At 67.7% G+C, this 20,190-nt stretch carries 17 protein-coding genes, 1 tRNA gene and 1 pseudogene; 10 read left to right on the top strand and 9 right to left on the bottom strand.

Going from position 1 to position 20,190, the window contains the following annotated elements:
• Positions 1 to 64: 64 nt before the first annotated feature.
• From ABH915_RS12100 to ABH915_RS12080, 5 genes and pseudogenes are all read right to left on the bottom strand, one after another.
• Entirely contained in the window at positions 65 to 1,216 is a 1,152-nt protein-coding gene (locus ABH915_RS12100) for an aromatic acid exporter family protein (RefSeq protein ID WP_370121547.1), read from the bottom strand.
• Between the two features lie 76 nt (positions 1,217 to 1,292).
• The gene (locus tag ABH915_RS12095; protein ID WP_370121545.1) at positions 1,293 to 2,417 is read right to left on the bottom strand and encodes a serine hydrolase domain-containing protein; all 1,125 of its coding nucleotides are present in this window, start codon (positions 2,415 to 2,417) and stop codon (positions 1,293 to 1,295) included.
• Positions 2,417 to 3,484, bottom strand: coding sequence for a glutathione S-transferase family protein (locus tag ABH915_RS12090; protein WP_370121542.1), 1,068 nt, complete (start codon positions 3,482 to 3,484; stop codon positions 2,417 to 2,419). Before ABH915_RS12090 ends, ABH915_RS12095 begins: the two co-directional genes overlap by 1 nt.
• Before the next feature lie 48 nt (positions 3,485 to 3,532).
• Positions 3,533 to 4,297 (bottom strand): M50 family metallopeptidase, encoded by a 765-nt coding sequence (locus ABH915_RS12085; protein WP_370121540.1) that lies wholly within the window; start codon positions 4,295 to 4,297, stop codon positions 3,533 to 3,535.
• Positions 4,294 to 4,648 (bottom strand): annotated as a pseudogene (locus tag ABH915_RS12080) (TraR/DksA family transcriptional regulator). The gene ABH915_RS12085 and the pseudogene ABH915_RS12080 overlap by 4 nt, the downstream one beginning before the upstream one ends.
• Positions 4,649 to 4,803: 155 nt before the next feature.
• Here ABH915_RS12080 and malQ point away from each other — a divergent pair.
• Both malQ and ABH915_RS12070 read left to right on the top strand, forming a co-directional pair.
• Entirely contained in the window at positions 4,804 to 7,047 is a 2,244-nt protein-coding gene (malQ, locus tag ABH915_RS12075; RefSeq protein ID WP_370121537.1) for a 4-alpha-glucanotransferase, read from the top strand.
• 127 nt (positions 7,048 to 7,174) lie between these two features.
• A complete protein-coding gene (locus tag ABH915_RS12070; protein ID WP_370121534.1) occupies positions 7,175 to 8,203 on the top strand; it encodes an alkaline phosphatase family protein in 1,029 nt (342 codons plus the stop codon).
• Between the two features lie 130 nt (positions 8,204 to 8,333).
• Here ABH915_RS12070 and ABH915_RS12065 read toward each other — a convergent pair whose 3' ends face one another.
• Positions 8,334 to 8,603 carry a hypothetical protein gene (locus ABH915_RS12065; RefSeq protein WP_370121532.1) on the bottom strand — a complete coding sequence of 90 codons (270 nt, stop codon included), beginning with the start codon at positions 8,601 to 8,603 and terminating at the stop codon, positions 8,334 to 8,336.
• A gap of 243 nt (positions 8,604 to 8,846) precedes the next feature.
• Between ABH915_RS12065 and ABH915_RS12060 the strand changes: the two genes are divergently transcribed.
• The 4 genes from ABH915_RS12060 to ABH915_RS12045 all read left to right on the top strand — a co-directional run bounded on the left by ABH915_RS12060 (position 8,847) and on the right by ABH915_RS12045 (position 14,778).
• Positions 8,847 to 10,364, top strand: coding sequence for a CHAD domain-containing protein (locus ABH915_RS12060; RefSeq protein ID WP_370121529.1), 1,518 nt, complete (start codon positions 8,847 to 8,849; stop codon positions 10,362 to 10,364).
• Entirely contained in the window at positions 10,325 to 11,533 is a 1,209-nt protein-coding gene (locus ABH915_RS12055; RefSeq protein WP_370121527.1) for an AI-2E family transporter, read from the top strand. Before ABH915_RS12060 ends, ABH915_RS12055 begins: the two co-directional genes overlap by 40 nt.
• A 121-nt stretch (positions 11,534 to 11,654) precedes the next feature.
• Positions 11,655 to 13,634, top strand: coding sequence for an amino acid transporter (locus tag ABH915_RS12050; RefSeq protein WP_370121524.1), 1,980 nt, complete (start codon positions 11,655 to 11,657; stop codon positions 13,632 to 13,634).
• 502 nt (positions 13,635 to 14,136) lie between these two features.
• A complete protein-coding gene (locus ABH915_RS12045) occupies positions 14,137 to 14,778 on the top strand; it encodes a PKD domain-containing protein (protein WP_370121521.1) in 642 nt (213 codons plus the stop codon).
• 195 nt (positions 14,779 to 14,973) lie between these two features.
• Here the strand turns inward: ABH915_RS12045 and ABH915_RS12040 are convergent.
• Positions 14,974 to 15,056: transfer RNA gene (locus ABH915_RS12040), tRNA-Leu, on the bottom strand.
• Between the two features lie 164 nt (positions 15,057 to 15,220).
• Here ABH915_RS12040 and ABH915_RS12035 point away from each other — a divergent pair.
• Both ABH915_RS12035 and ABH915_RS12030 read left to right on the top strand, forming a co-directional pair.
• A complete protein-coding gene (locus ABH915_RS12035) occupies positions 15,221 to 16,537 on the top strand; it encodes a M20/M25/M40 family metallo-hydrolase (RefSeq protein ID WP_018772922.1) in 1,317 nt (438 codons plus the stop codon).
• Between the two features lie 16 nt (positions 16,538 to 16,553).
• Positions 16,554 to 17,717 carry an acyl-CoA dehydrogenase family protein gene (locus tag ABH915_RS12030; RefSeq protein WP_370121517.1) on the top strand — a complete coding sequence of 388 codons (1,164 nt, stop codon included), beginning with the start codon at positions 16,554 to 16,556 and terminating at the stop codon, positions 17,715 to 17,717.
• 72 nt (positions 17,718 to 17,789) lie between these two features.
• Here the strand turns inward: ABH915_RS12030 and ABH915_RS12025 are convergent, their stop codons facing one another.
• Positions 17,790 to 18,023 carry a DUF5703 family protein gene (locus ABH915_RS12025; protein WP_018772920.1) on the bottom strand — a complete coding sequence of 78 codons (234 nt, stop codon included), beginning with the start codon at positions 18,021 to 18,023 and terminating at the stop codon, positions 17,790 to 17,792.
• A 39-nt stretch (positions 18,024 to 18,062) separates the two neighbouring features.
• Between ABH915_RS12025 and ABH915_RS12020 the strand changes: the two genes are divergently transcribed.
• Positions 18,063 to 18,335 carry a hypothetical protein gene (locus tag ABH915_RS12020; protein WP_370121513.1) on the top strand — a complete coding sequence of 91 codons (273 nt, stop codon included), beginning with the start codon at positions 18,063 to 18,065 and terminating at the stop codon, positions 18,333 to 18,335.
• A 29-nt stretch (positions 18,336 to 18,364) separates the two neighbouring features.
• Here ABH915_RS12020 and ABH915_RS12015 read toward each other — a convergent pair whose 3' ends face one another.
• Entirely contained in the window at positions 18,365 to 19,300 is a 936-nt protein-coding gene (locus ABH915_RS12015) for an aldo/keto reductase (protein ID WP_026266333.1), read from the bottom strand.
• Between the two features lie 50 nt (positions 19,301 to 19,350).
• Here ABH915_RS12015 and ABH915_RS12010 point away from each other — a divergent pair, with 50 nt between their 5' ends.
• A complete protein-coding gene (locus ABH915_RS12010; protein WP_026538709.1) occupies positions 19,351 to 20,184 on the top strand; it encodes an undecaprenyl-diphosphate phosphatase in 834 nt (277 codons plus the stop codon).
• Positions 20,185 to 20,190 lie beyond the last annotated feature (6 nt).

The raw sequence follows: 20,190 nt of genomic DNA, 5'->3' as shown, positions 1-20,190 counted from the left end.
CGGTGCCGCCCGGGCCCGGACAGACCGGCCGGGCCCGCCTCGCCGGCGGACAGTGCGTTCTTTCCTAGTCTGCCGGCGCCGTGGCCGGTTTGGCCTCCGGCCGCCCGGGCGTGGCCACACGCAGCATGCGGTGGAGGCTCAAGAGGATGGATTCGACCGCGCTCGGGGCGTCCTTGCTGTGCTGTTCGGCGGCAAGCCTGGCGGTGAGCTCGTTGATCGCCGCGTCGGCGGTGCGGGCCAGCTCGGTCTGGCGATCCGGGTTGTCCTCCTCCGTGGCTCGCAGCACGTCGCCGACGGCGGACATGGCGTCACCGAGGGGTGCCGCGTATTCGTCCGGGATCACGAACGGGGTGTCCTCGGCCCAGATGACGTCCGAGAGCACCTGGGTGACGTCCTGCACGTGGAACGTGAGCCGCTCGAGGTCGCGCAAGTTGCGGTAGTCGAGGTTCATGTCGCGCGGATGCAGCCGGCGGCGGGGATTGGCCCGGCGGCTGGCGTCGGCTTTCTCGACGGCGAGCCGCACCGAGCGGGCGTGCGCGGCGAGCGATTCCGAGCGCCGGGACCAGTCAACATGCTCCGGCGGCCAGCTTTCCTTGAGTGCCTTGCCCATGTCCCAGAGTTGCTGGGCGAGCGCCTGGCGCAGTTCCACGATGCTCAGCGCCGCGGCCCGGAAGTGCAGTGGCGGGAAGACCAGCAGGTTCACGACGATACCCACGGTGACGCCGACCGCCATCTGGAAAAGGTACCCGAACGAGAATGAGTCCGGGTTGTGGCCGCCGACCAGCAGGACCAGGAGGGCCGCCGTCGGGATCCAGTCCCGGCCCGAACCGATCTTCGGCAACCCGGCCAGGACCACGCCCAGGCCCATGACCACCGCGACCGTCCACGGCGACGGCGAGCCGAGGCTGAACAGCATGAACGCCAGTCCCACCCCGATCGCCAGACCGACCAGCGCCTGCAGGCCCTGGCGCATGGAGCCGGCGACGTTCTCGTACATGGCCACCAAGGCGCCGAGCGGGGCGTAGTACGGATACTCGGCCGCCGAGCCCGGCATGAAGGGAGCGATCGCGAAAGCAATGCCCGCGGCAAGCGCCGCCTTAAGAGCCAGCTGGAGCCGCGGCCACACTAGCGCTGCCGCGATGCCGCTTGCCACGCTATGGGCCCGAATGCGCAGCGCGGAGGGGGGCTTTTCTGTTGTCTTTTCTGGATTGGCCATCCCGGCTCACCCTAGGGCCGTGTGGTTGCTGCTACAAATGGACGAACCCGTTGCCGCGCCGCAGGAGCCTGCAGCTTCACGCCCAGGACGCGGAGTGGGCGGCCCGCCGCACCGCCGCGGACAGCCGCTGGGCCCGGCCGGCGGTCCGGCCCTCCTCGCTGCGGCGGGGCACATACCCGAACCCGAGGCCGTAGCCGGGATCCGCGAAGCCTAGGGCCGCGCTGGCGCCCTCGTGCCCGAAGGCCAGATGGCTGCCGAAGTTCCGCCCCGGCTGGGGTTTCATGAACCCGACGGCAAAGGCGTTGTCCTGCCCGGAGCACCGGTCAAGTCCCCAGACCTGCTCCGCGGCCATGAGCTCGATGGTGGCCGGCGCGAGGAACGCGGGGCTGCCGTCCACCCCGGTGGTGGCGGCGGCGTAGAGCCTGGCCAGCCCTTCAGCTGACCCCACGCCTCCGGCGCCGCTCATGCCCGAGGCGCGCACCACGCGATGGTTGGGCAGTTCCATGACGGTGCTGACCGGCGCGTTGCTGTTCAGCCCGTCGAGGCTGAGCGGGTCCAGCCACGGCTGGGCCGGGTCAGGGGCGTAAAGCACCTCGCGGTACCGCGGTTCCTGGTCCTCGGGCAGGCCCAGGAAGAAGTCGATCCCCCACGGGCGGCGGAGGCGTTCGTCGTAGAGCCCCTGCAGCGTCATCCCCGAGGCGCGGCGGCAGAGCTCCTCCATCAGGATCCCCAGGGTCAGGGCGTGGTAGCCGAAGGCTGTGCCCGGGCGCCATAGCGGCGCCGCGGCCGCGAGACGCCGTGCGGCGGCCGGCGTCGTGAATTCCGCGAGGGGAATACCGCCCACGACGCCGGGCAGCCCCGCCTGGTGGGAAAGGGCCTGCCGCACGGTGAGCCGGTCCTTGCCGTGGACGCCAAACTCGGGCCAGTAGGACGCGACGGTGCGGTCGAGGTCGAGCCGGCCGTCCTGGACGAGGAGGGCGATGACGAAGGCAGCGACTCCCTTGGAACAGGAGTAGGTGCCCGTGATCTCGCCAGGGGCCAATCCCGGTCCGCCGCAGAGGTCCAGCACCCGGGTGCCGTGGTGGTAGACCGCCAGCTGCGCGCTGTAGCCCGGATCCTCACAAAGGAAGGCGTCGAAGAGCTCACGCACACCCGTGAAACCGGGGGCGGCAAACCCAGCCGAGACGGCCGCCGTCGACATCAGGCTGCGCCGTGTCCGGGGGTGACCTCTTCGCCGGCCCGGACCGGTCCGGGAGGCGTGCCGTCGCCGAACGGCCGGCCGCCGAGGGCTTCGCGGCCGTGCTCCGAGAGCCAGTTGCCCAGTTCCGGCCCGCGGGGGACCACCCCGGTGGGATTGATGTCCTCATGCACGATGTAGTAGTGCTGCTTGATTTGCACAAAGTCGGTGGTGTCACCGAACCCTGGCGTCTGGAACAAGTCGCGCGCGTAGGCCCACAGGACCGGCATCTCGCTGAGCTTTTGCCGGTTGCACTTGAAGTGGCCGTGGTACACGGCATCGAAGCGGGCCAGTGTGGTGAACAGCCGGACGTCGGCCTCCGTGATCGTGTCACCCACCAGGTACCTTTGGCCCGCCAGGCGTTGCTCGAGCCAGTCCAATGCCGTCCAGAGCCGATCGTAGGCGGCGTCGTAGGCCTCCTGGGAACCGGCGAAGCCGCAGCGGTAGACGCCGTTGTTCACCTCGGTAAAGACACGCTTATTGACGGCGTCGATTTCTTCCCGCAGGTGCTCCGGGTACAGCTCCGGCGCGCCGGCCCGGTGGTACTGCGCCCACTCCGTGGAAAAGTCGAGCGTGATCTGCGGGAAGTTGTTGGTGACTACCTGCCCGCTGGGTACGTCCACGATCGCCGGGACGGTAATCCCGCGGGGGTAGCCGGGGAAGCGCCGGAAGTAGGCGTCCTGGATGCGCTCGATCCCGAGGACGGGATCCCTGCCGTCCGGGTCGAGATCGAACGTCCAGGACCGGGCGTCGTGGGTGGGGCCGGGCTGGCCGAGCGAGATGACCTCTTCCAGGCCGAGGAGCCGGCGCACGATCACTGTGCGGTTGGCCCACGGGCAGGCACGCGCGGCGATGAGGCGGTAGCGGCCAGGTTCCACGGGCCAGCCGGGCTCGCCGTGGGGGCCCGCGGCGCCGTCCCGGGTGATCCGGTCCTCAATGTAGTTCGTATCCCGGGTGAATTCCTCGCCGCCGGTCACGTACGCGCCCTTGGTGCTGAATCCCGGATCGTCGGTGTGGGTACTCTGGCTCATGGTCCCAGCCTAAGGCCGGGAAGAGAACGGCCCGAACGCTGCTGTTAACTACAGTGCCGTGAACACGGGCGCCATCGGCTGCCAGGCAAACCACCAGGCGCCGGCCACAACCGCGGCGAAGAGGGCAATCCACACCGCGGCGGGGACGGAGGTGGCCCGGGCCAGCAGGTAGGCGTCCGACGTCGGGAGCCTGTCACGGTGCCGCAGATGGACGTTGGCCAGTTTGCCGAGGTCCCTGACGGCAGCGACCAGCAGCGCCAGGCCCAGCACAATCATCACGTGGCCGTTGAATACCGGCGGCACAAAGAGCACCAGGAGCGCCGAGGCCAGCACGGCGGCGGCGGTGATGAGGAGGCCGACGCCGTTGCGGAGGAACAGGAAGGACGCCAGGAGGATGAGCGTGCCCACCGACATCGCGGCCGGCCCCCAGCCGTTGAACCCGCACCAGACCATCGCTGCCCCGACGACGGCGGGCACGGGGTAACCCCAGAACGTCGACCAGGCGGCGGACAGGCGGCTCCTGCTGTACGTCGTGGTGGTACCGGAGTGGTCCAGGCCAAGCCGGATGCCGCCGAGCCGCTGGCCGGTGGTGAGGGCGGCAAACGCGTGGCCGAGTTCGTGGGTCACGGTGGCGAGCAGGCCAAAGTAGCGCCAGGACAGGCGGGGCAGGGAGACGGCCACTGCCAGCAGGATCACCGCCACGAGCTCAGTGCTGCCCACGTGCGGGCTGGACGCGTGGGTGAATCCGGCAACGATCCGCTCCCACCATGTCAGGGCGAGGTTCGGTTCCCCCAGCAGGCCGGGCCGGATCATGCCCTACCCGAGGCATGCGCGATGCAATACGCCGTCCACGGCCTGGCTTCCAGCCGGTCCCCGGGGATCGGGGTGCCGCATACAGCGCAGATTCCGTAAGTGCCCTCGTCCAGGGCGGGCAAGGGCGGCATCGATCTGCAGCAGCGAAGCCCTGCTCTGTTCCAGGAGCGCGGATGCCTGGGACAGTTCGAAGGCGATCGTTGTGCCCTCGGGGTCGTGTTCATCGTCGACGTTGGAGTCGAGGCGGGCCGCGTTGACCGAGGTGATGTCCCGGCGGAGAGCGGGCAGGAGGGCAAGCTTGCGGTCACGTTCCTCGCGCAGGAGGATCCGGAACCGTTCGACGTCAACCATAGGGTTCAAGGCTAGCGCGGTCGCTGTGGCGGCGCCTAAACGGGCCGAAGGACCCGTCCGCACCGGGAGCCGCCGAGGGACCCAAAGAACTGGTAGATGATTCCCACATCCACGGAAAGGGCGCGGGCGGTGGGGGCAGCGTCTAGAGTGGGCGCATGGTGGACCAGACGCACCCCGAGACCCCCGCAAATCCCGAGAACCGTCCAAACCCCGATAATCCTGCAGACACCGGCAACACCGCGGCACCGGGAAGTCCCGTGCGGGCCGGGGACGCTGATACGGCCGACGCACTCCTGCGCGAACTCGCCGCAGCCTACGGCGTCGACACCAGCTACTGGGGCTGGGACGGAGTGCAGCGTTCCGTGGCCGCCGGGACCCTGCGGGACGTGCTGGCGGCCCTCGGGGTCCCCGCCAACGGGCCCCAGGAGCAGCAACGCTCCCTGGCAGAGTCCCGGCTGGCACCCTGGCGGCGCATCCTGCCCCCGGTCCTGGTAGTGAGGGAGGGACAGGAGACCCACGTCGAGGTCCACGTCCCGCACGGAAGCGACGTCCGCGTCTGGATCGACGCCGAGGACGGCAGCAGCCACGAGGTGGCCCAGCGGGAGAACTGGGACCAGCCGGTCGACGTCGACGGCGTCCTCACCGGACGTGCCACGTTCGCCATTCCCGGCAGCCTCGGCCTCGGCTGGCACACCCTGAGAGCCGACGCCGAAGGCACCGCGGCGCAGTGTCCGCTGGTTGTTACGCCAGGCCGGCTCCGTGCCTCGGCCCTGCTCAAGGAACGCCGCATCTGGGGACTGACGGCCCAGTTGTACTCGGTGCGGTCCTCCCGGTCCTGGGGGATTGGCGACTTCGCCGATCTCAGCGACCTCGCCGAGGTTGCCGGTGAGCAGGGGGCGGGGTTTGTGCTGGTCAATCCGCTGCATGCCGCCGAACCAGTGCCGCCGGTCGAGGATTCCCCGTACCTGCCCACGACGCGGCGCTTTTTCAACCCGCTCTACCTGCGGGTGGAGGAAATCCCGGAATACGGCTACCTGGACGCTGCCGGCCGGGCCGAAGTGGCACGCCTGGCCGAGGGCCTGCAGGCGGCCAACCGTTCCCGGGACCTCCTGGACCGCAACGCCAGCTACGCGGCGAAGCTCTCGGCCCTGGAACTCGTGTTTGCGGTCCGCCGCGGCCCGGCCCGCACCCGGCAGTTCGCCGACTTCTGCGCCGAGCAGGGGCAAGGACTCGAAGACTTTGCGCTTTGGTCGGCGCTCGCCGAAGAGCTGCCGCCGTCGGCGCCGGAATGGACCGGAGCGGCGGCATCCCCGGCGTCGCCCTACTGTGTTGAACAGCGGCCCAGGCTGGCAGCCCGAATCGAATTCCACAGCTGGCTGCAGTGGCTCTGCGACCAGCAGCTCGAGGCGGCCCAGCGTTCGGCACGCCAGGCGGGGATGGGGATCGGCGTCGTCCATGACCTCGCCGTCGGCGTAAAACCCGGCGGTGCCGACGCCTGGACCCTCGCCGGCGTTCTTGCCCGGGGCGTGAGCGTTGGTGCACCTCCAGACATGTTCAACCAGTTGGGCCAGAACTGGTCGCAGCCGCCGTGGCATCCGGGCCGGCTCGCCGAATCCGGCTATGCCGCCTACCGGGACATGCTCCGTACCGTCCTGCGGCACGCCGGCGGCATCCGGGTGGACCATATCCTCGGCCTGTTCCGGTTGTGGTGGATCCCCGAGGGCGCAGGACCGGAGAGCGGCACGTATGTCCACTACGACCACGAGGCTCTCATCGGCATCCTTGCCCTCGAGGCGCAACGGGCCGGTGCGATCGTGATCGGCGAGGACCTGGGCGTGTTCGAGCCATGGGTCCGCGGCTACCTGGCCGAGCGGGGGATCTTCGGCACGTCGATCCTCTGGTTCGAACACGACGCCGACGGCCCGATTCCGCCGGAGGACTACCGCGAGCAATGCCTGACCAGCGTCAACACCCACGATCTGCCCCCGACGGCGGGCTACCTCGCCGGTGAACACGTCACTTTGCGCGAATCGCTCGGGCTGTTGCGCCGGCCCGTGGCGGAAGAACGCGCCGAGGCCGCGGCCGAGCAGGAGGCAGTGCTGGCCCGGGTCCGGGCACGCGGCCTGCTGGCGGAGACCGGCACGGACGTGCGGACCACGGTGGAGGCGCTGTACGCCTACACGGCGCTGGCCCCGTCAGCACTGCTGGGAGTGGCGCTGGTCGACGCCGTGGGGGAGACCCGGACCCAGAACCAGCCGGGCACCAGCACCGAATACCCGAACTGGCGCATTCCGCTGGCCGCTCCCGAGGGGGTGGTGCTGATCGATGACCTGCCGGACAACGAGCGGTTCCTGTCCCTGCTGGGCGCCGTCCGCGGTGCGCTGCATCCCGGAGCCTGACCCGACACGGGGGAGTCGAGACCTGAACACTGAACCGGGCGCGGGCAGTTCCTTGACCTGAGCCTGGCCTGAGACCGTGAATGCAGACAGCATTGGCCGCACCAATACCGGCCGCTAGCATGGACCGATGACGCGGATCGGCCGACTCTCCCTGGCCGCCGGATGGGCGCTGGCGATGCTGCTGGTGGGGTGCACGCCGGCGCAGCCCTTCCAGACCGGCCCGCCCTCGCAGTCCCCAACCGCCGGGTCCCCACCGGCCGAGACCCTGCCTGCCGAGACACCGACCGAATCGCCCCCTGCAACCCCGCCGCCGTCCCCGTATTTCGCGCAGCCGGCCCCGCACCCCGCGCCGGGCGGGTTGGCCAGCAGCGGGATCGCGCACATTGTAGTCATCGTCCAGGAGAACAAGGCGGCCTCACAGATCATGGGTGCCAGCGAAGCGGGCTACTTCAACAAGCTTGCGGCGCAATTTTCAGTGGCCGCCAACTACCGGGCCATCACCCACCCGAGCCTGCCCAACTACCTGGCCCTCACGAGCGGGACCAGCGCGGGGATCACCAGCGACTGCAAACCGAACTCCTGCACCGCCGATGTGCGCTCCATCGCCGATGAGATCACCCAATCCGGAAGGACCTGGAAAATGTACGCCGAGGGCATGCCCGCGGCCTGCACCGCGCATGACTCCCACCGGTATGCGGTGAAGCACAATCCGTTCATGTACTACCCTGCCGTGACGGGCAACAAGGCCTCCTGCTCGGACCATGTTGTGCCGTACAGCCGGCTGGGGCAGGACCTGCAGTCCCCGTCCTCCCTGCCGGACTACTCTTTCATCAGCCCGGACATGTGCAACGACACCCACGACTGTCCCATCGGCACCGGAGACGACTGGCTCGCCCGCGAAGTGCCCAAAATCCTGGGGTCCCCTGCCTTCACGACGCAGAACTCACTCCTCGTGCTCACATGGGATGAGGGCAGCAAAGAGGACAACCGGGTGGCTACGGTATTCGCCGGCCCGGCGGCGCGGAAGGGCTTCACATCCAATGCCGCCTACTCGCACTACTCCTTGCTGCACACCATCGAGGACGTGTGGGGGCTGAGCCCCCTGACCGACGATGTCCGCAAGGCGCCCCTCATGGGCGAATTACTCAACCACTAGCGGTCAGCCTTTTCCCGGCCAATACACAGGAAGCACTGCCCATAATGGACCCGAAGCTCCGGTCAACCGCTATTTGACCGGAGCTTCGCCACATCCGCTTGCACCGCCGGCGGTCTCCGCCCGGGTACAGCTAGGGCTGGGCCTCGACGAGGATGACCAGGGTCTCGGGCAGTACGCCATCGTAGGCCATCGCCTCGCCCATGACGTCATTCTGCATCGCGGCCATGAGGGCATCCACATCAGGAACATCCATCATCACTGCGACTTGCGTCGGGTTCTGGGGGTTGACGAACGTACGAATGTTGGTGATCCCCAGTGGACCGAACACCTCTTCGCGCTTCGGTGAGGCAAGCCAATGATCCTTGTCCTTGACATCGTGGTGGCCGATTATGGTTGGCATGGCGGTCCTCTCGCAGGGGGCCAGCGGTCCGCCGGCCCACTGCTCCGAAAGTTACTCGCCGCTGCATGCCCGGGCAAGTCTATTTTCCGGCCGCACCCCGCCGCGTCTGTGTGTGTCTTCTGGAGGGCCGTGTCCCGGTCCAGGACGGCCGCCCGTCCCCAGCACCCCGTTCCCGTGACAGTCTCCTGCGATAGGGGCCTTTGGGCACACGCCGGGCGCCTGGGGGAGTTCCTAGAATGAAGCATGGCCGCCGACGCGATCGAGGTCGAACACAAGTACAGCCCTTCGGAATCCGACGCCCTCCCGCCACTGGCATCAATCCCGGGGGTGGATCGCGCCGGGCAATCCGCAAACGAAATGCTGGACGCCGTCTATTTTGATACCAAAGCTCTGGCATTGGCCGCGCAGCGGATCACCCTGCGCCGCCGGTCCGGCGGTCCGGATGACGGATGGCACCTCAAACTCCCGGTCGCCGCGGGGGAGCGCCGGGAGACACGGGAGCCGCTTGGCGGCGATCCGGATGCCGTGCCGGAAAATCTGCGGCAGCTGGTGCTTGTCCACACCCGCAGCCACGCGCTGGTGCCGGTTGCACGCATCAGGACCAGCCGCAGGTTGACGCCGTTGTACGCCGCCGACGGCGCCGTCCTTGCCCACTTCAGTGACGACCGTGTCGAGGCGCAATCCCTGCTAACCCCCGCGGAACCGTCGCGGTGGCGGGAATGGCAGCTGGAACTCGCCGACGGCCCCCGACAGCTGCTCCAGGACGCTGACGCTCTGTTCGCCGCAGAGGGAGTCACCGTCGCCGCCCTCCCGTCCAAGCTCGCCCGGGCGCTCGGACCGGACTATCCGGAGAATCCCGGCACGGCGCCAAAGCCCAGCCGGAGCGGGCCGGCTTCGGACGTCATGCTCTCCTATCTATCCCAACAGGTACGCGCCGTGAAGCTGCATGATCCTCGTGTCCGGGTCGATGCGCCCGATGCCGTGCATCAATTCCGGGTCGCCGCGCGCCGGTTACGGTCTGCACTGGCCACCTTCCGAAAGCTCACAGATACGACGTCGGCCAGGTTCCTTCGGGGCGAGCTCCAGTGGCTCGCCGGTACTGTGGGCCAGGCCCGGGACGCCGAGGTCATCCGCGCCCGGCTGAAGGACATGATCGGTGCCGAACCTCCGGAGCTGTTGATCGGACCCGTTGCGCAGCAGATCCAGGAGCACCTCGGCACCGTCCAGCAACAGGGCCGTGCCGCCGGCCTGGCAGCGCTGGACAGCACCCGCTACTTCCGCCTCCTCGATGCCCTCGATGCCTTCCTTGCGGTACCTCCGCTTAACGCCTGTGCGGGCAATGATGCGCCGGGGACGGTTGGCCGGCTCGTCTCCGCGGAACGAAAACGCCTCAAGGCGGCGGTCCGGTCCCTGGATGGCGGCGCAGGCGGGACCCCGCAGGATGCCGCATTGCATGAAGTTCGAAAGAGCGCCAAGCGGCTGCGCTATGCCGCCGAGGCGGCTACCCCCATTTTCGGCACTCAGGCAACAAACCTTGCCCGGGCCGCGGAGGGCATCCAGGAGATACTCGGAGACTTCCAGGACAGCGTCGTCACCCGGGCAACCCTGCTGGTGCTGGCTCGGCAGGCCGCGGACGGCTCCGGCAGCGGATTTACCTACGGGCGCCTGCATGCCCTGGAACAGCAGCGCGGCAACGAGGCCCGCTTGCGGTTCTATGATGCGTGGCAACAGTCCAGGCCGAAACCCCTGCGCTGGACCTAGCCACCGCGTCCGAACGCCGGGAGAAACCGATGATCGAACCCCGCAGCGGAATGCCGGCCATCTGGTCGGACGGACTGGGCCGCGCGAGCATCCGCTCCGTCCAGGTCCTCGCCGTGTCCGCCCTCGCGTGGGCGATCATCTGGGCCGCCAGCCGCATCCCGCTCGTCATCATCCCGGTCCTGATCGCCGTTATCCTTGCCGCGGCAATCTCCCCGCTGGTCCGCTGGCTCACGGGGCACGCCTGGCCTCGCGCCCTCGCGGTGGTTGCCTCGTTCGTGGCCATTCTCGCCGTTTTCGGCAGCGTCATCGCCGGCATCGTCATTCTGGTCTCCAACCAGTGGGGCGAGCTTACGGCCCGCGCCACTGCCGGGGTCGAACAACTGCACTCATTCCTGAACCACGGACCTGTCCCTGTCAGCGACCAACAGATCACCGCCCTCACGGACTCGGTGCGGGAGTTCTTCACCTCGAGCACGTTCGGTGCAGAAGCCCTCACCGGTGCCCGCACCGTGGTGGAGATCTTCACCGGTGGGGTGCTGATGGCGGTCACCCTGTTCTTTTTCCTCAAGGACGGCCCCGAGATCCGGGCCTTCCTTATTGGCATGCTGCCCGCTGACCACCGCGCCAGGGCACACCTGGCGGCGGACCGCAGTACCGTCGTCCTGGGCGGGTATGTCCGCGGCACCGCCATGGTGGCCGCGGTTGACGGTCTCGTCGTCGGGGTCACCCTCGCCATCATGGGAGTGCCGCTGGCCCTGCCGCTGGGAGTGTTCATCTTCATTGGCGGATTCATCCCGATCGTCGGCGCCACCGTCGCAGGCACCCTTGCCATTGCCGTCACGCTGGTCTCCAACGGGCTGGCCCAGGCGCTCATCGTTGTGGCCGTGGTCATCGGGGTGAACCAGCTCGAACACCACTTCCTGCAGCCGGTCCTGATGGGCAAAGTCCTCAGCATCCACGGCCTGGCGATCCTGCTCGTCCTGGCGGCCGGCACCATACTCGCCGGCATTGTCGGCGCGCTGCTGGCCGTGCCGGTCACTGCCGTCACCTGGACCGTCGTCAAGACATGGTCCGGCAAGGACCCGCTGCCCGGGCCAGAGCGGCCCGGGCCCGAACTGCCCGAACCTGAGCTGCCCGCAACTGACCTGCCCGAACCTGAGCCGCGGTAGGCTCGCCGTTCCGGACACTGCCTGCAGCTGACGGCCGGCACTGGGAGCCGGCACTACAATTGACCGGTTCCTACGACTTGCCCCTGCCCGGCAGACGCCCGGCCACCGACAGAAAGATCCGATGCAGACCACTTCTGACCACGCCGTCCCGGCCCAAGTCGACCTGAAGCAGGCCGACCGCCCGGACCGCAAGCCCCTGGTCCGCTGGCTACTGGCCAACCAGGTCGCACCCGCCGGCCCCGAGGCCGAGGAAGATCACAAGCCCAACGCCTGGTGGAAGGTCATGTGCCTGACCGGCGTCGACTATTTTTCGACCTTGTCCTACCTTCCGGGCATCGCGGCCCTGGCCGCCGGTGCCCTGTCGCCGCTGGCCACCCTGCTCATTGTGGCCCTGACGCTGCTGGGCATGCTGCCCATGTACCGCCGGGTCGCGCAGGAGAGCCCGCACGGGCAGGGCTCGGTTGCCATGCTGGAGAAGCTGCTCCCGTTCTGGCGCGGCAAGTTCTTCGTGCTGCTGCTGCTTGGGTTCGTTGCGACCTCGTGGATCATCACCATCACCCTCTCGGGGGCCGACGCGACGGTGCACCTGCTGGAGAATCCGATCGTCCCGGAGGGCTTGAAAGGCAGCGCCGTGATCATCACGGTGATCCTGCTGCTGATTCTGGGCGGGGTGTTCCTGCTCGGCTTCAACGAGGCCGTCGGCGTCGCCATCCCGCTCGTGGCCATCTACCTGCTCCTGAACGCCGCCGTCGTCGCCGCAGGATTCGCACATGTCCTCTCCGAACCGTCCCTGATCGCCGGCTGGACCGATCGGCTGTTCGCCAGCGCCGGCGGCGGCCCCATGGACCTGATCGGCCCTGCCGTCATCGCTTTCCCGCTGCTGGTCCTGGGCCTGTCCGGGTTCGAGACCGGCGTTTCCATGATGCCGCTGATCAAGGCCACCGGCGACAGCCCGGAGCAGGTCATGGCGTCCCGGGTCAGGAACACCCGCAAGCTGCTCACCACGGCGGCGGCCATCATGAGCGTCTACCTGATGTCCACCAGCTTCCTCACCACGGTCATGATCCCGGCCCAGGAGTTCGAGGAGGGCGGACAGGCCAACGGCCGCGCCCTGGCGTTCCTCGCCCACGACCTGTTCGGCGCCGGGTTCGGCACCGTTTACGACATTTCCAGCGCCCTGATCCTCTGGTTCGCCGGGGCCTCCGCCATGGCCGGGCTCATCAACATCGTGCCCCGGTACCTGCCGGCCTACGGCATGGCACCGGAATGGGGCCGGGCGGTCCGCCCGGTCGTGATCGTCTACACCGTGCTGAGCGTCGGCATCACCATCGCCTTCAACGCCGACGTCAACGCCCAGGCAGGGGCCTACGCCACCGGCATCCTGGCCATGATGGTCTCCGGAGCCGTCGCCGTGACGGTCTCCGCAATCCGTCGGCACAGCCGGGCCGGCACCATCGGCTTCGGTGTACTGACCCTGGTCCTGCTGTACGCACTGGGCGCCAACGTCATCGAAAAGCCCGACGGCATTGCGATCTCGGCGTTCTTCATCGCCGGCATCATCGTCGTCTCGCTCATCTCCCGGGTGCAGCGCACCACCGAACTGCGGCTGGAAACCATCGAGTTCGACGAGGCAGCCCGGCAGTTCATCACCGATTCGATTGCCTTCGACGGTCAATTGAACGTCATCGCCAACAAACGCCAGGCCGGTGACAAGGCTGAGTACGCGGACAAGGAGTACGAACAGCGCGGGCTGAACCCGGTCCCGGGCCCGGCGGATGTCATCTTCCTCGAGGTGGAAATCTCCGATCCTTCGGCGTTCAGCCACACGCTCCGGGTCGAAGGCGTCGAAGTGGACGGCTACCGGGTGCTGCGGGTGAAGTCCCCGGCCGTGCCGAACGCGATCGCAGCGGTCCTGCTGGCCATGCGCGACTCGACCGGCACGAAGCCCCAGTGCTATTTCGAGTGGTCCGAAGGCAACCCCGTCGGCCACCTCATGCGGTACCTGTTCCTGGGCGAGGGCGACACCGCGCCTTTGGTGCGCGAAATCCTCCGCGAGACCGAGCCCGACCAGGCACTCCGGCCATCCATCCACGTGGGCTAGGCACAACGCACGATAACCACCACGAACAGCCCCGCCGGGATTCCGGCGGGGCTGTTCGCATGATGCGGCCGGTACCTGAACCCACACCCCGGCGGGCGGCCGGCTAGCCATTTTCGGGAGCGGGTCCGCAGTGGAGGTGTGGGGAACGACGTGGATCCCGGGTTGCCGCCTGACCGGTGCCCGCCCTCAACATTGGCTAGGACCTAGCCGGGGTGGGGGGAATCCGCAGTATGTGGCTTCTCCCATGCTTATCCTGTGTGCGGCGACACACTTCCGCTAAGCGGTCGTCGGTATTGCGCATGTTGTGTTGTACAAACATCGATCAGTGGGGGAGTTCATGGGAAAGTGCAGGACACCAGGGTGGACGATCGCGGCGGCATCGCTGATGCTGGCCACAGGCTGCGCACAAGGTCCCGGACAGGCAGCGCCGGTCGGAAGCGCATCGACGGATTCCCCGGCCCAGGCAGCGGCGCCCGGCACCTCTTCGCCGGCAAGCCCGGCAGTGGCCAGCCAGACCCCTTCGGACCAAATCCAGTCAAGCCAAGCCGCCGGCGGCAGCCTTCAGGTCAACACCATCCCCCTGGGCGGCAGTAACCTCGACGTCGAGGCGAGACTGCCGATTAACGGCTACTGGGCAGTGCCCGGCCAGGAGATCACCTACGACGCCTCATCCTCCATGGGCACCATCGGCACATACGAATGGGACCTGGACGGGGACGGGACCTTCGACAAGACCACAACGTCGCCAGTCCTCAAACACGTCTACCCTGCGACGTTCGAAGGTCAGATGATCTTGCGGGTCTCGAGCCCGCTCGGCAGCACCAACGTTCTGAAGACCCCGGTCCACATCGGCTCTGTCGGTCCCTGGGGTGTCCGGCCGGCCCGACCGGCCACCGTCAAGGCCGAGGTCGTCTCCGCGGACGGCACGCACGTCAAGCTCACCTGGGAGTCCGATGACCCGACGGCTGCTTCCTGGGCGGTGGCCGTCAACGGCGTCCCCGTTGGCCGCATCGAAAAGTCTGCCCGCTCCGTCACGGTCACCGACATCCGGCGCGGCAAGGACGTCCTTCTGGAAATTTTCGGCATCACCGCCGACGGCAAGGTCGGCGAACGCGCAGGAACAACGCTGCCGGCCGCCAAATGAGGGAAGCCGTTCGCTACAACAGCCCTCGTCCCGGCCGGGATGGCAGTTGTCTGGATCGTCGACTGGATAACCCGTAGTCCGTGACGGAACGGTCCTTGCCGTTTCCGGCGTGCGGGGGAGCGAGGAGCTTGAGTCCGCATGGGTGAGAACAGAAAAAAACCCCTGGAATCCTTGGATTCCAGGGGTTTTCCCTTGTGCGCGGAGGGGGACTTGAACCCCCACCCCCTTTCGAGGACTAGCACCTCAAGCTAGCGCGTCTGCCATTCCGCCACCCGCGCAGGTGGTAATTCCGAGTTCGTTTCGCCTTTCAGCGTTTTGCTTTTCTCGGAAGCAGCGAGAAAGACTCTAGCACGACTTTTCCGGAAACAAATAATCGGGGTCCGCGGGGGTGGTGTGGGTAGGCTGAAGCAAGCAATTGAGCCACCCGCCACGAGGAGCCGCTATGACTGACAACCGGACCGAAACCAGGCCTGAGGACGAGGTCGTCAGGATCTGCCAGGAGCTGATCCGGATCGACACGTCCAACTACGGCGACGGCTCCGGCCCCGGTGAACGCGCGGCCGCCGAATACACCGCCGGGCTCATGGCCGAAGTCGGGCTGGACGCCGAAATCTTCGAAGCGGCCCCCGGCCGCGCCAGCGTGGTCACCCGGTTGGCGGGGGAGGACCCCTCCGCCAGCGCCCTGGTGGTCCACGGCCACCTGGACGTCGTCCCGGCCCTGCGCGAACAGTGGTCGGTTGACCCCTTCGGAGCCGAATTGAAGGACGGCCTGATCTGGGGGCGCGGCGCCGTGGACATGAAGGACATGGACGCCATGATCCTGTCCGTGCTGCGCAACTTCGCCCGCACGGGACGCAAGCCCAAGCGCGACCTGATCTTCGCGTTCTTCGCCGACGAGGAAGCCGGAGGCACCTACGGCGCCCGCTACGCCGTCGAAAAGCGGCCCGAACTCTTTGAAGGCGCCACGGAGGCGATCTCCGAAGTCGGCGGATTCTCCGCCACCATCGGCGGCCAGCGCACCTATCTGCTCCAGACGGCGGAAAAGGGCCTCTCCTGGCTCCGCCTTGTGGCCCACGGCCGCGCAGGCCACGGCTCCCAGATCAACACCGACAACGCCGTGACCAGGCTTGCCGGCGCGGTTTCCCGGATTGGTGCCTACAACTGGCCGATCGAGCTCACGCCGACCACCCGGCAGTTCCTCGACGGCGTCACCGAACTCACGGGGGTCGAATTCGATCCCGATGATCCGGACAAGATCCTCAAGGAACTCGGCACGGTGGCCCGCTTTGTCGGCGCCACACTGCAGAACACCACCAACCCCACCCTCCTCAAAGGCGGCTACAAGCACAACGTCATTCCGGAATCGGCCGAGGCCCTCATCGACTGCCGGACCCTGCCCGGGCAGGAACAGCAGGTGCTGGAAATCGTGCGCGAACTCGCCGGCACCGGCGTGGACATCAGCTACGTGCACAACGACGTGTCGTTGGAGGTGCCGTTCGCCGGCAACCTCGTCGATTCGATGATCGACGCCCTGCACTCCGAGGATCCGGGCGCCAAGGTACTGCCATACACGCTCTCCGGCGGCACGGACAACAAGTCCCTGAGCCGGCTCGGCATCACCGGCTACGGCTTCGCCCCGTTGATGCTTCCGGACGAGCTCGACTTCACCGGCATGTTCCACGGCGTCGACGAACGGGTCCCCGCGGACTCCCTGAAATTCGGTGCGCGGGTGCTGGACACCCTGCTCACCAACTACTGAGCGGACACCGCCTGCCATGACGCCCGAGGACATCCTCAGCGCGCCGCTGCTGGAACGGATCCGCGGCCGTGCCGCCGGCTACGACCGCGACAACGCCTTCTTCCACGAGGACCTCGCGGACCTCACGGCGGCCGGCTACCTGAAAATCTTCGTACCCGCTGTCGACGGCGGACTCGGACTCGGGCTGGCGGAAGCGGCGCAGCTGCAAAGCAGGCTGGCGACCGCGGCGCCGGCGACGGCGCTGGCCGTCAACATGCACCTGGTGTGGACCGGCGTCGCCCAGGTCCTGGCCGCCCGCGGTGACTCCTCGCTGGATTTCATCCTCAAGGAAGCGGCGCAGGGTGAGGTCTTCGCGTTCGGCAATTCGGAGGCCGGCAACGACTCCGTGCTGTTCGATTCCCGCACGGAGGCCGTCCCGCTGCCCGGTGGCGGCTACAGCTTCACCGGCCGCAAGATCTTCACCAGCCTGTCCCCGGCGTGGACCCGGCTCGGGATCTTCGGGAAGGACGCCAACGCCGCGGACGGCGCCGGGGAACTGGTCCACGGGTTCATCACCCGGGAAACCCCCGGTTACGAGATCCTGCCCGACTGGGACACGCTCGGCATGCGGGCCAGCCAGTCCAACACGACCGTTCTGGACGGCGCCGTGGTGCCCGCGGAACGGATCTTCCGGAAACTGCCGGTGGGCCCGAACGCCGACCCCCTGATCTTCGCGATCTTCGCCTGCTTCGAGACGCTCCTCGCCGCGGTGTACACGGGAATCGGCGAACGGGCCCTCACGCTCGGGGTGGAAGCGGTGCAGCGCCGGACATCGTTCAAGAACGGCGGCCGCAGCTACGCCCAGGACCCGGACATCCGCTGGAAGGTGGCAGAGGCGGCGATGGCCATGGATGCGCTCTACCCGCAGCTGTCCCGGGTGGCGGCCGACGTCGACGGCCTCGCGGACCACGGCAGCCAGTGGTTCCCCCGGCTCGTGGGGCTCAAGGTCCGGGCCACGGAAACGGCGCGGACCGTGGTGGACCTCGCTATCCGGGTGTCCGGCGGCTCCAGCTACTTCCGCGGCTCCGAGCTGGAGCGGCTGTACCGGGACGTGCTCGCAGGCATGTTCCATCCCTCAGATGAGGAGTCGGCGCACAATACCGTCGCGAACGCCTGGCTGGGCCCGCTGGAGACACCCTAGGGCGGCCCCGGACTCCCTGCGGCGTTCGCGGGTGCCGATCCCGGCCGATGCGCGGCCGGGGTCCGCGGCGGCCTAGACGGTGCGCTGGACCTGGATGACTTTCCGGCGCAGCCAGAAACGCCGCCCGCCGCCCACGTAGAGGCGGCTGCGTTCCAGTTCCCATTTGCCGTACTCGGAATGCTCCACGAGCCGGCGGCGGGCCTCGGGGAGCGAATCCTCAGGACCGACCGTCAGCACGAGATACTCGTACTGCTTCACATAGTCCCGTTCCCGCCGGACCGAGCTGCTCAGAAAATGTTCTTTCATTGCTCTCCATTTTCGTCTTTTTCCGACTAACGTGAAGTCATGAGCATCGATCCGCGTGTCGCGCTTCAGTCCCTGACCTCTGCACTGGAAGAACACCTGGCGGCGGCCTCCGCCCGCAGAAGTGACGGGGATCCCGCGGTCGAGGCGGCGTTCTTCGCCGTTGCCGATGCCTTTGAAGTCTACGACGATGCGCTGTATGAGGCGTATGGGGAAGTGACGCCGCTCGAAGTGATCGACGGCGACGAAGACGACGAAGAAGACGATGTCGACGACGAAGAGGACCTAGAGATCCTGCAGAATTCGGAGAACTAGGGGGACCTGCGGATCTCCGGGGACCGCCCTCAGCCGGGGTCGGACACGTCTTCGAGCGCCTGCGCGATCTCCGGCGGCAGCGGCGCGAGCGCCGAATCCAGGATTTCCTTGAGCTGAACCGGTGTCCGGGGGCCAACGACGGCGGTTGCGACGCCTTGCTGGGACAGGAGCCAGCTCAGCGACACATCCAGGGCGGTCCGGCCGAGCCCCTTCGCCGCCATGGCGACGGCCTCCACCACGCTTGACGCCGGTCCCTCGAGATAGGGCTCCACGTACGTCGCCAGCCGCTGGTTCGCGGCGCGGGAATCAGCCGGGATGTGGCCGCGGTATTTGCCGCTCAGGACGCCGCGTCCGATCGGAGCCCAGGCCATCAGGCCCAGCCCCGCGTCCTCGATGGCCGGAATCAGCTCAATCTCCGCGTTGCGCTGCAGGAGCGAGTACTCGGACTGGTTGGCCACGAGGGGGAAGCCGGCGATCGCGGCGGCCTTTGCGGTCTGCCAGCCGTTGAAGTTGGAGACGCCGGCGTAACGCGCCCGGCCGGACCGCACTGCGTGGTCCAGCGCGGATAGGGTTTCCTCCAGCGGAACATTCGAATCCCAGGCGTGCGCGAACCAGAGATCCACGTAATCGGTTCCCAGCCGGGCAAGGCTCGCGTCCAGCCCGGAGAGCATCCCGTTGCGGGAGGTGTCGACGCTGCGGCGCCCGTCCGCCGTCGTCAGTCCGGCCTTCGTGGAGATCACCACTTCGGAGCGCGCCACGACGTCGCCCAGTATTCCGCCGAGCATCGCCTCGGCCTGCCCGTCGGCGTAGGATGCCGCCGTATCGATCAGGGTTCCGCCGGCATCGACGAAGGACCGCACCAGGGCGGCGGCATCCTGTTCCTCGGTTTCCCTGGCCCAGGACATGGTGCCAAGGGATAGGGCGGACACGCGCAACCCACTGTTGCCGACATAACGCTGCTGCATGTCAGCTAGCTTACGGGGTCGGGCAGCTTCGTAACGTAGGGTCTATAAACGTGAACTGGATACAAGCGGCTCTGTTGGGCCTGGTACAGGGGCTGACCGAGTTCCTCCCGATTTCCTCGAGCGCCCATCTGCGGATTGTCGGCGCCTTCCTCCCGGAAGCGTCCGATCCCGGCGCCGCCTTCACGGCCATCACGCAGCTGGGCACCGAGACGGCGGTGATCGTCTATTTCTGGCGCGACATCCTGCGGATCATCCGGGCCTGGGCCGGTTCGCTGACCGGCAAAGTGTCCCGGCAGGACCCGGACGCGCGCATGGGCTGGCTTGTGATCCTCGGCAGCATCCCGATCATCGTCCTGGGCCTGCTGTTCCAGGACCAGATTGAATCGGTACTGCGCAGCCTGTGGGGCGTCGCGACCATGCTGATTGTCTTCGGCATGGTCCTCGCGGTGGCCGACACCATCGGCCGGCAGGACCGCGAACTGACGCAGCTCACCTACAAGCACGGCCTCTACTACGGTCTCGCGCAGGCCCTGGCCCTGTTCCCCGGCGTGTCCCGCTCCGGCGGCACGATCAGCGCCGGGCTCCTGATGGGCTACACCCGTGAGGCGGCGGCCCGCTACTCGTTCCTGCTGGCCATCCCCGCCGTGTTCGGCAGCGGCCTGTACCAGCTGTACAAGGTGGTCTCCAAGGAAGGCATCACCGGCCCGTACGGTCTCCCGGAAACGGCCCTGGCCACCGTGATCGCCTTCATTGTGGGCTACGTCATCATCGGCTGGTTCCTGAAATACGTCTCCACCCGCGGCTACCGGCTCTTCGTCTGGTACCGGATCATCCTGGGAATGTCCCTGTTCCTCTTGCTCGGTTTCAATGTCATCAGCGCCTAGCACTAG

This window comes from Arthrobacter sp. MW3 TE3886, from assembly GCF_041262145.1.
GTDB lineage: Bacteria > Actinomycetota > Actinomycetes > Actinomycetales > Micrococcaceae > Arthrobacter.
This window is presented reverse-complemented; position numbering and strand designations above follow the sequence as displayed.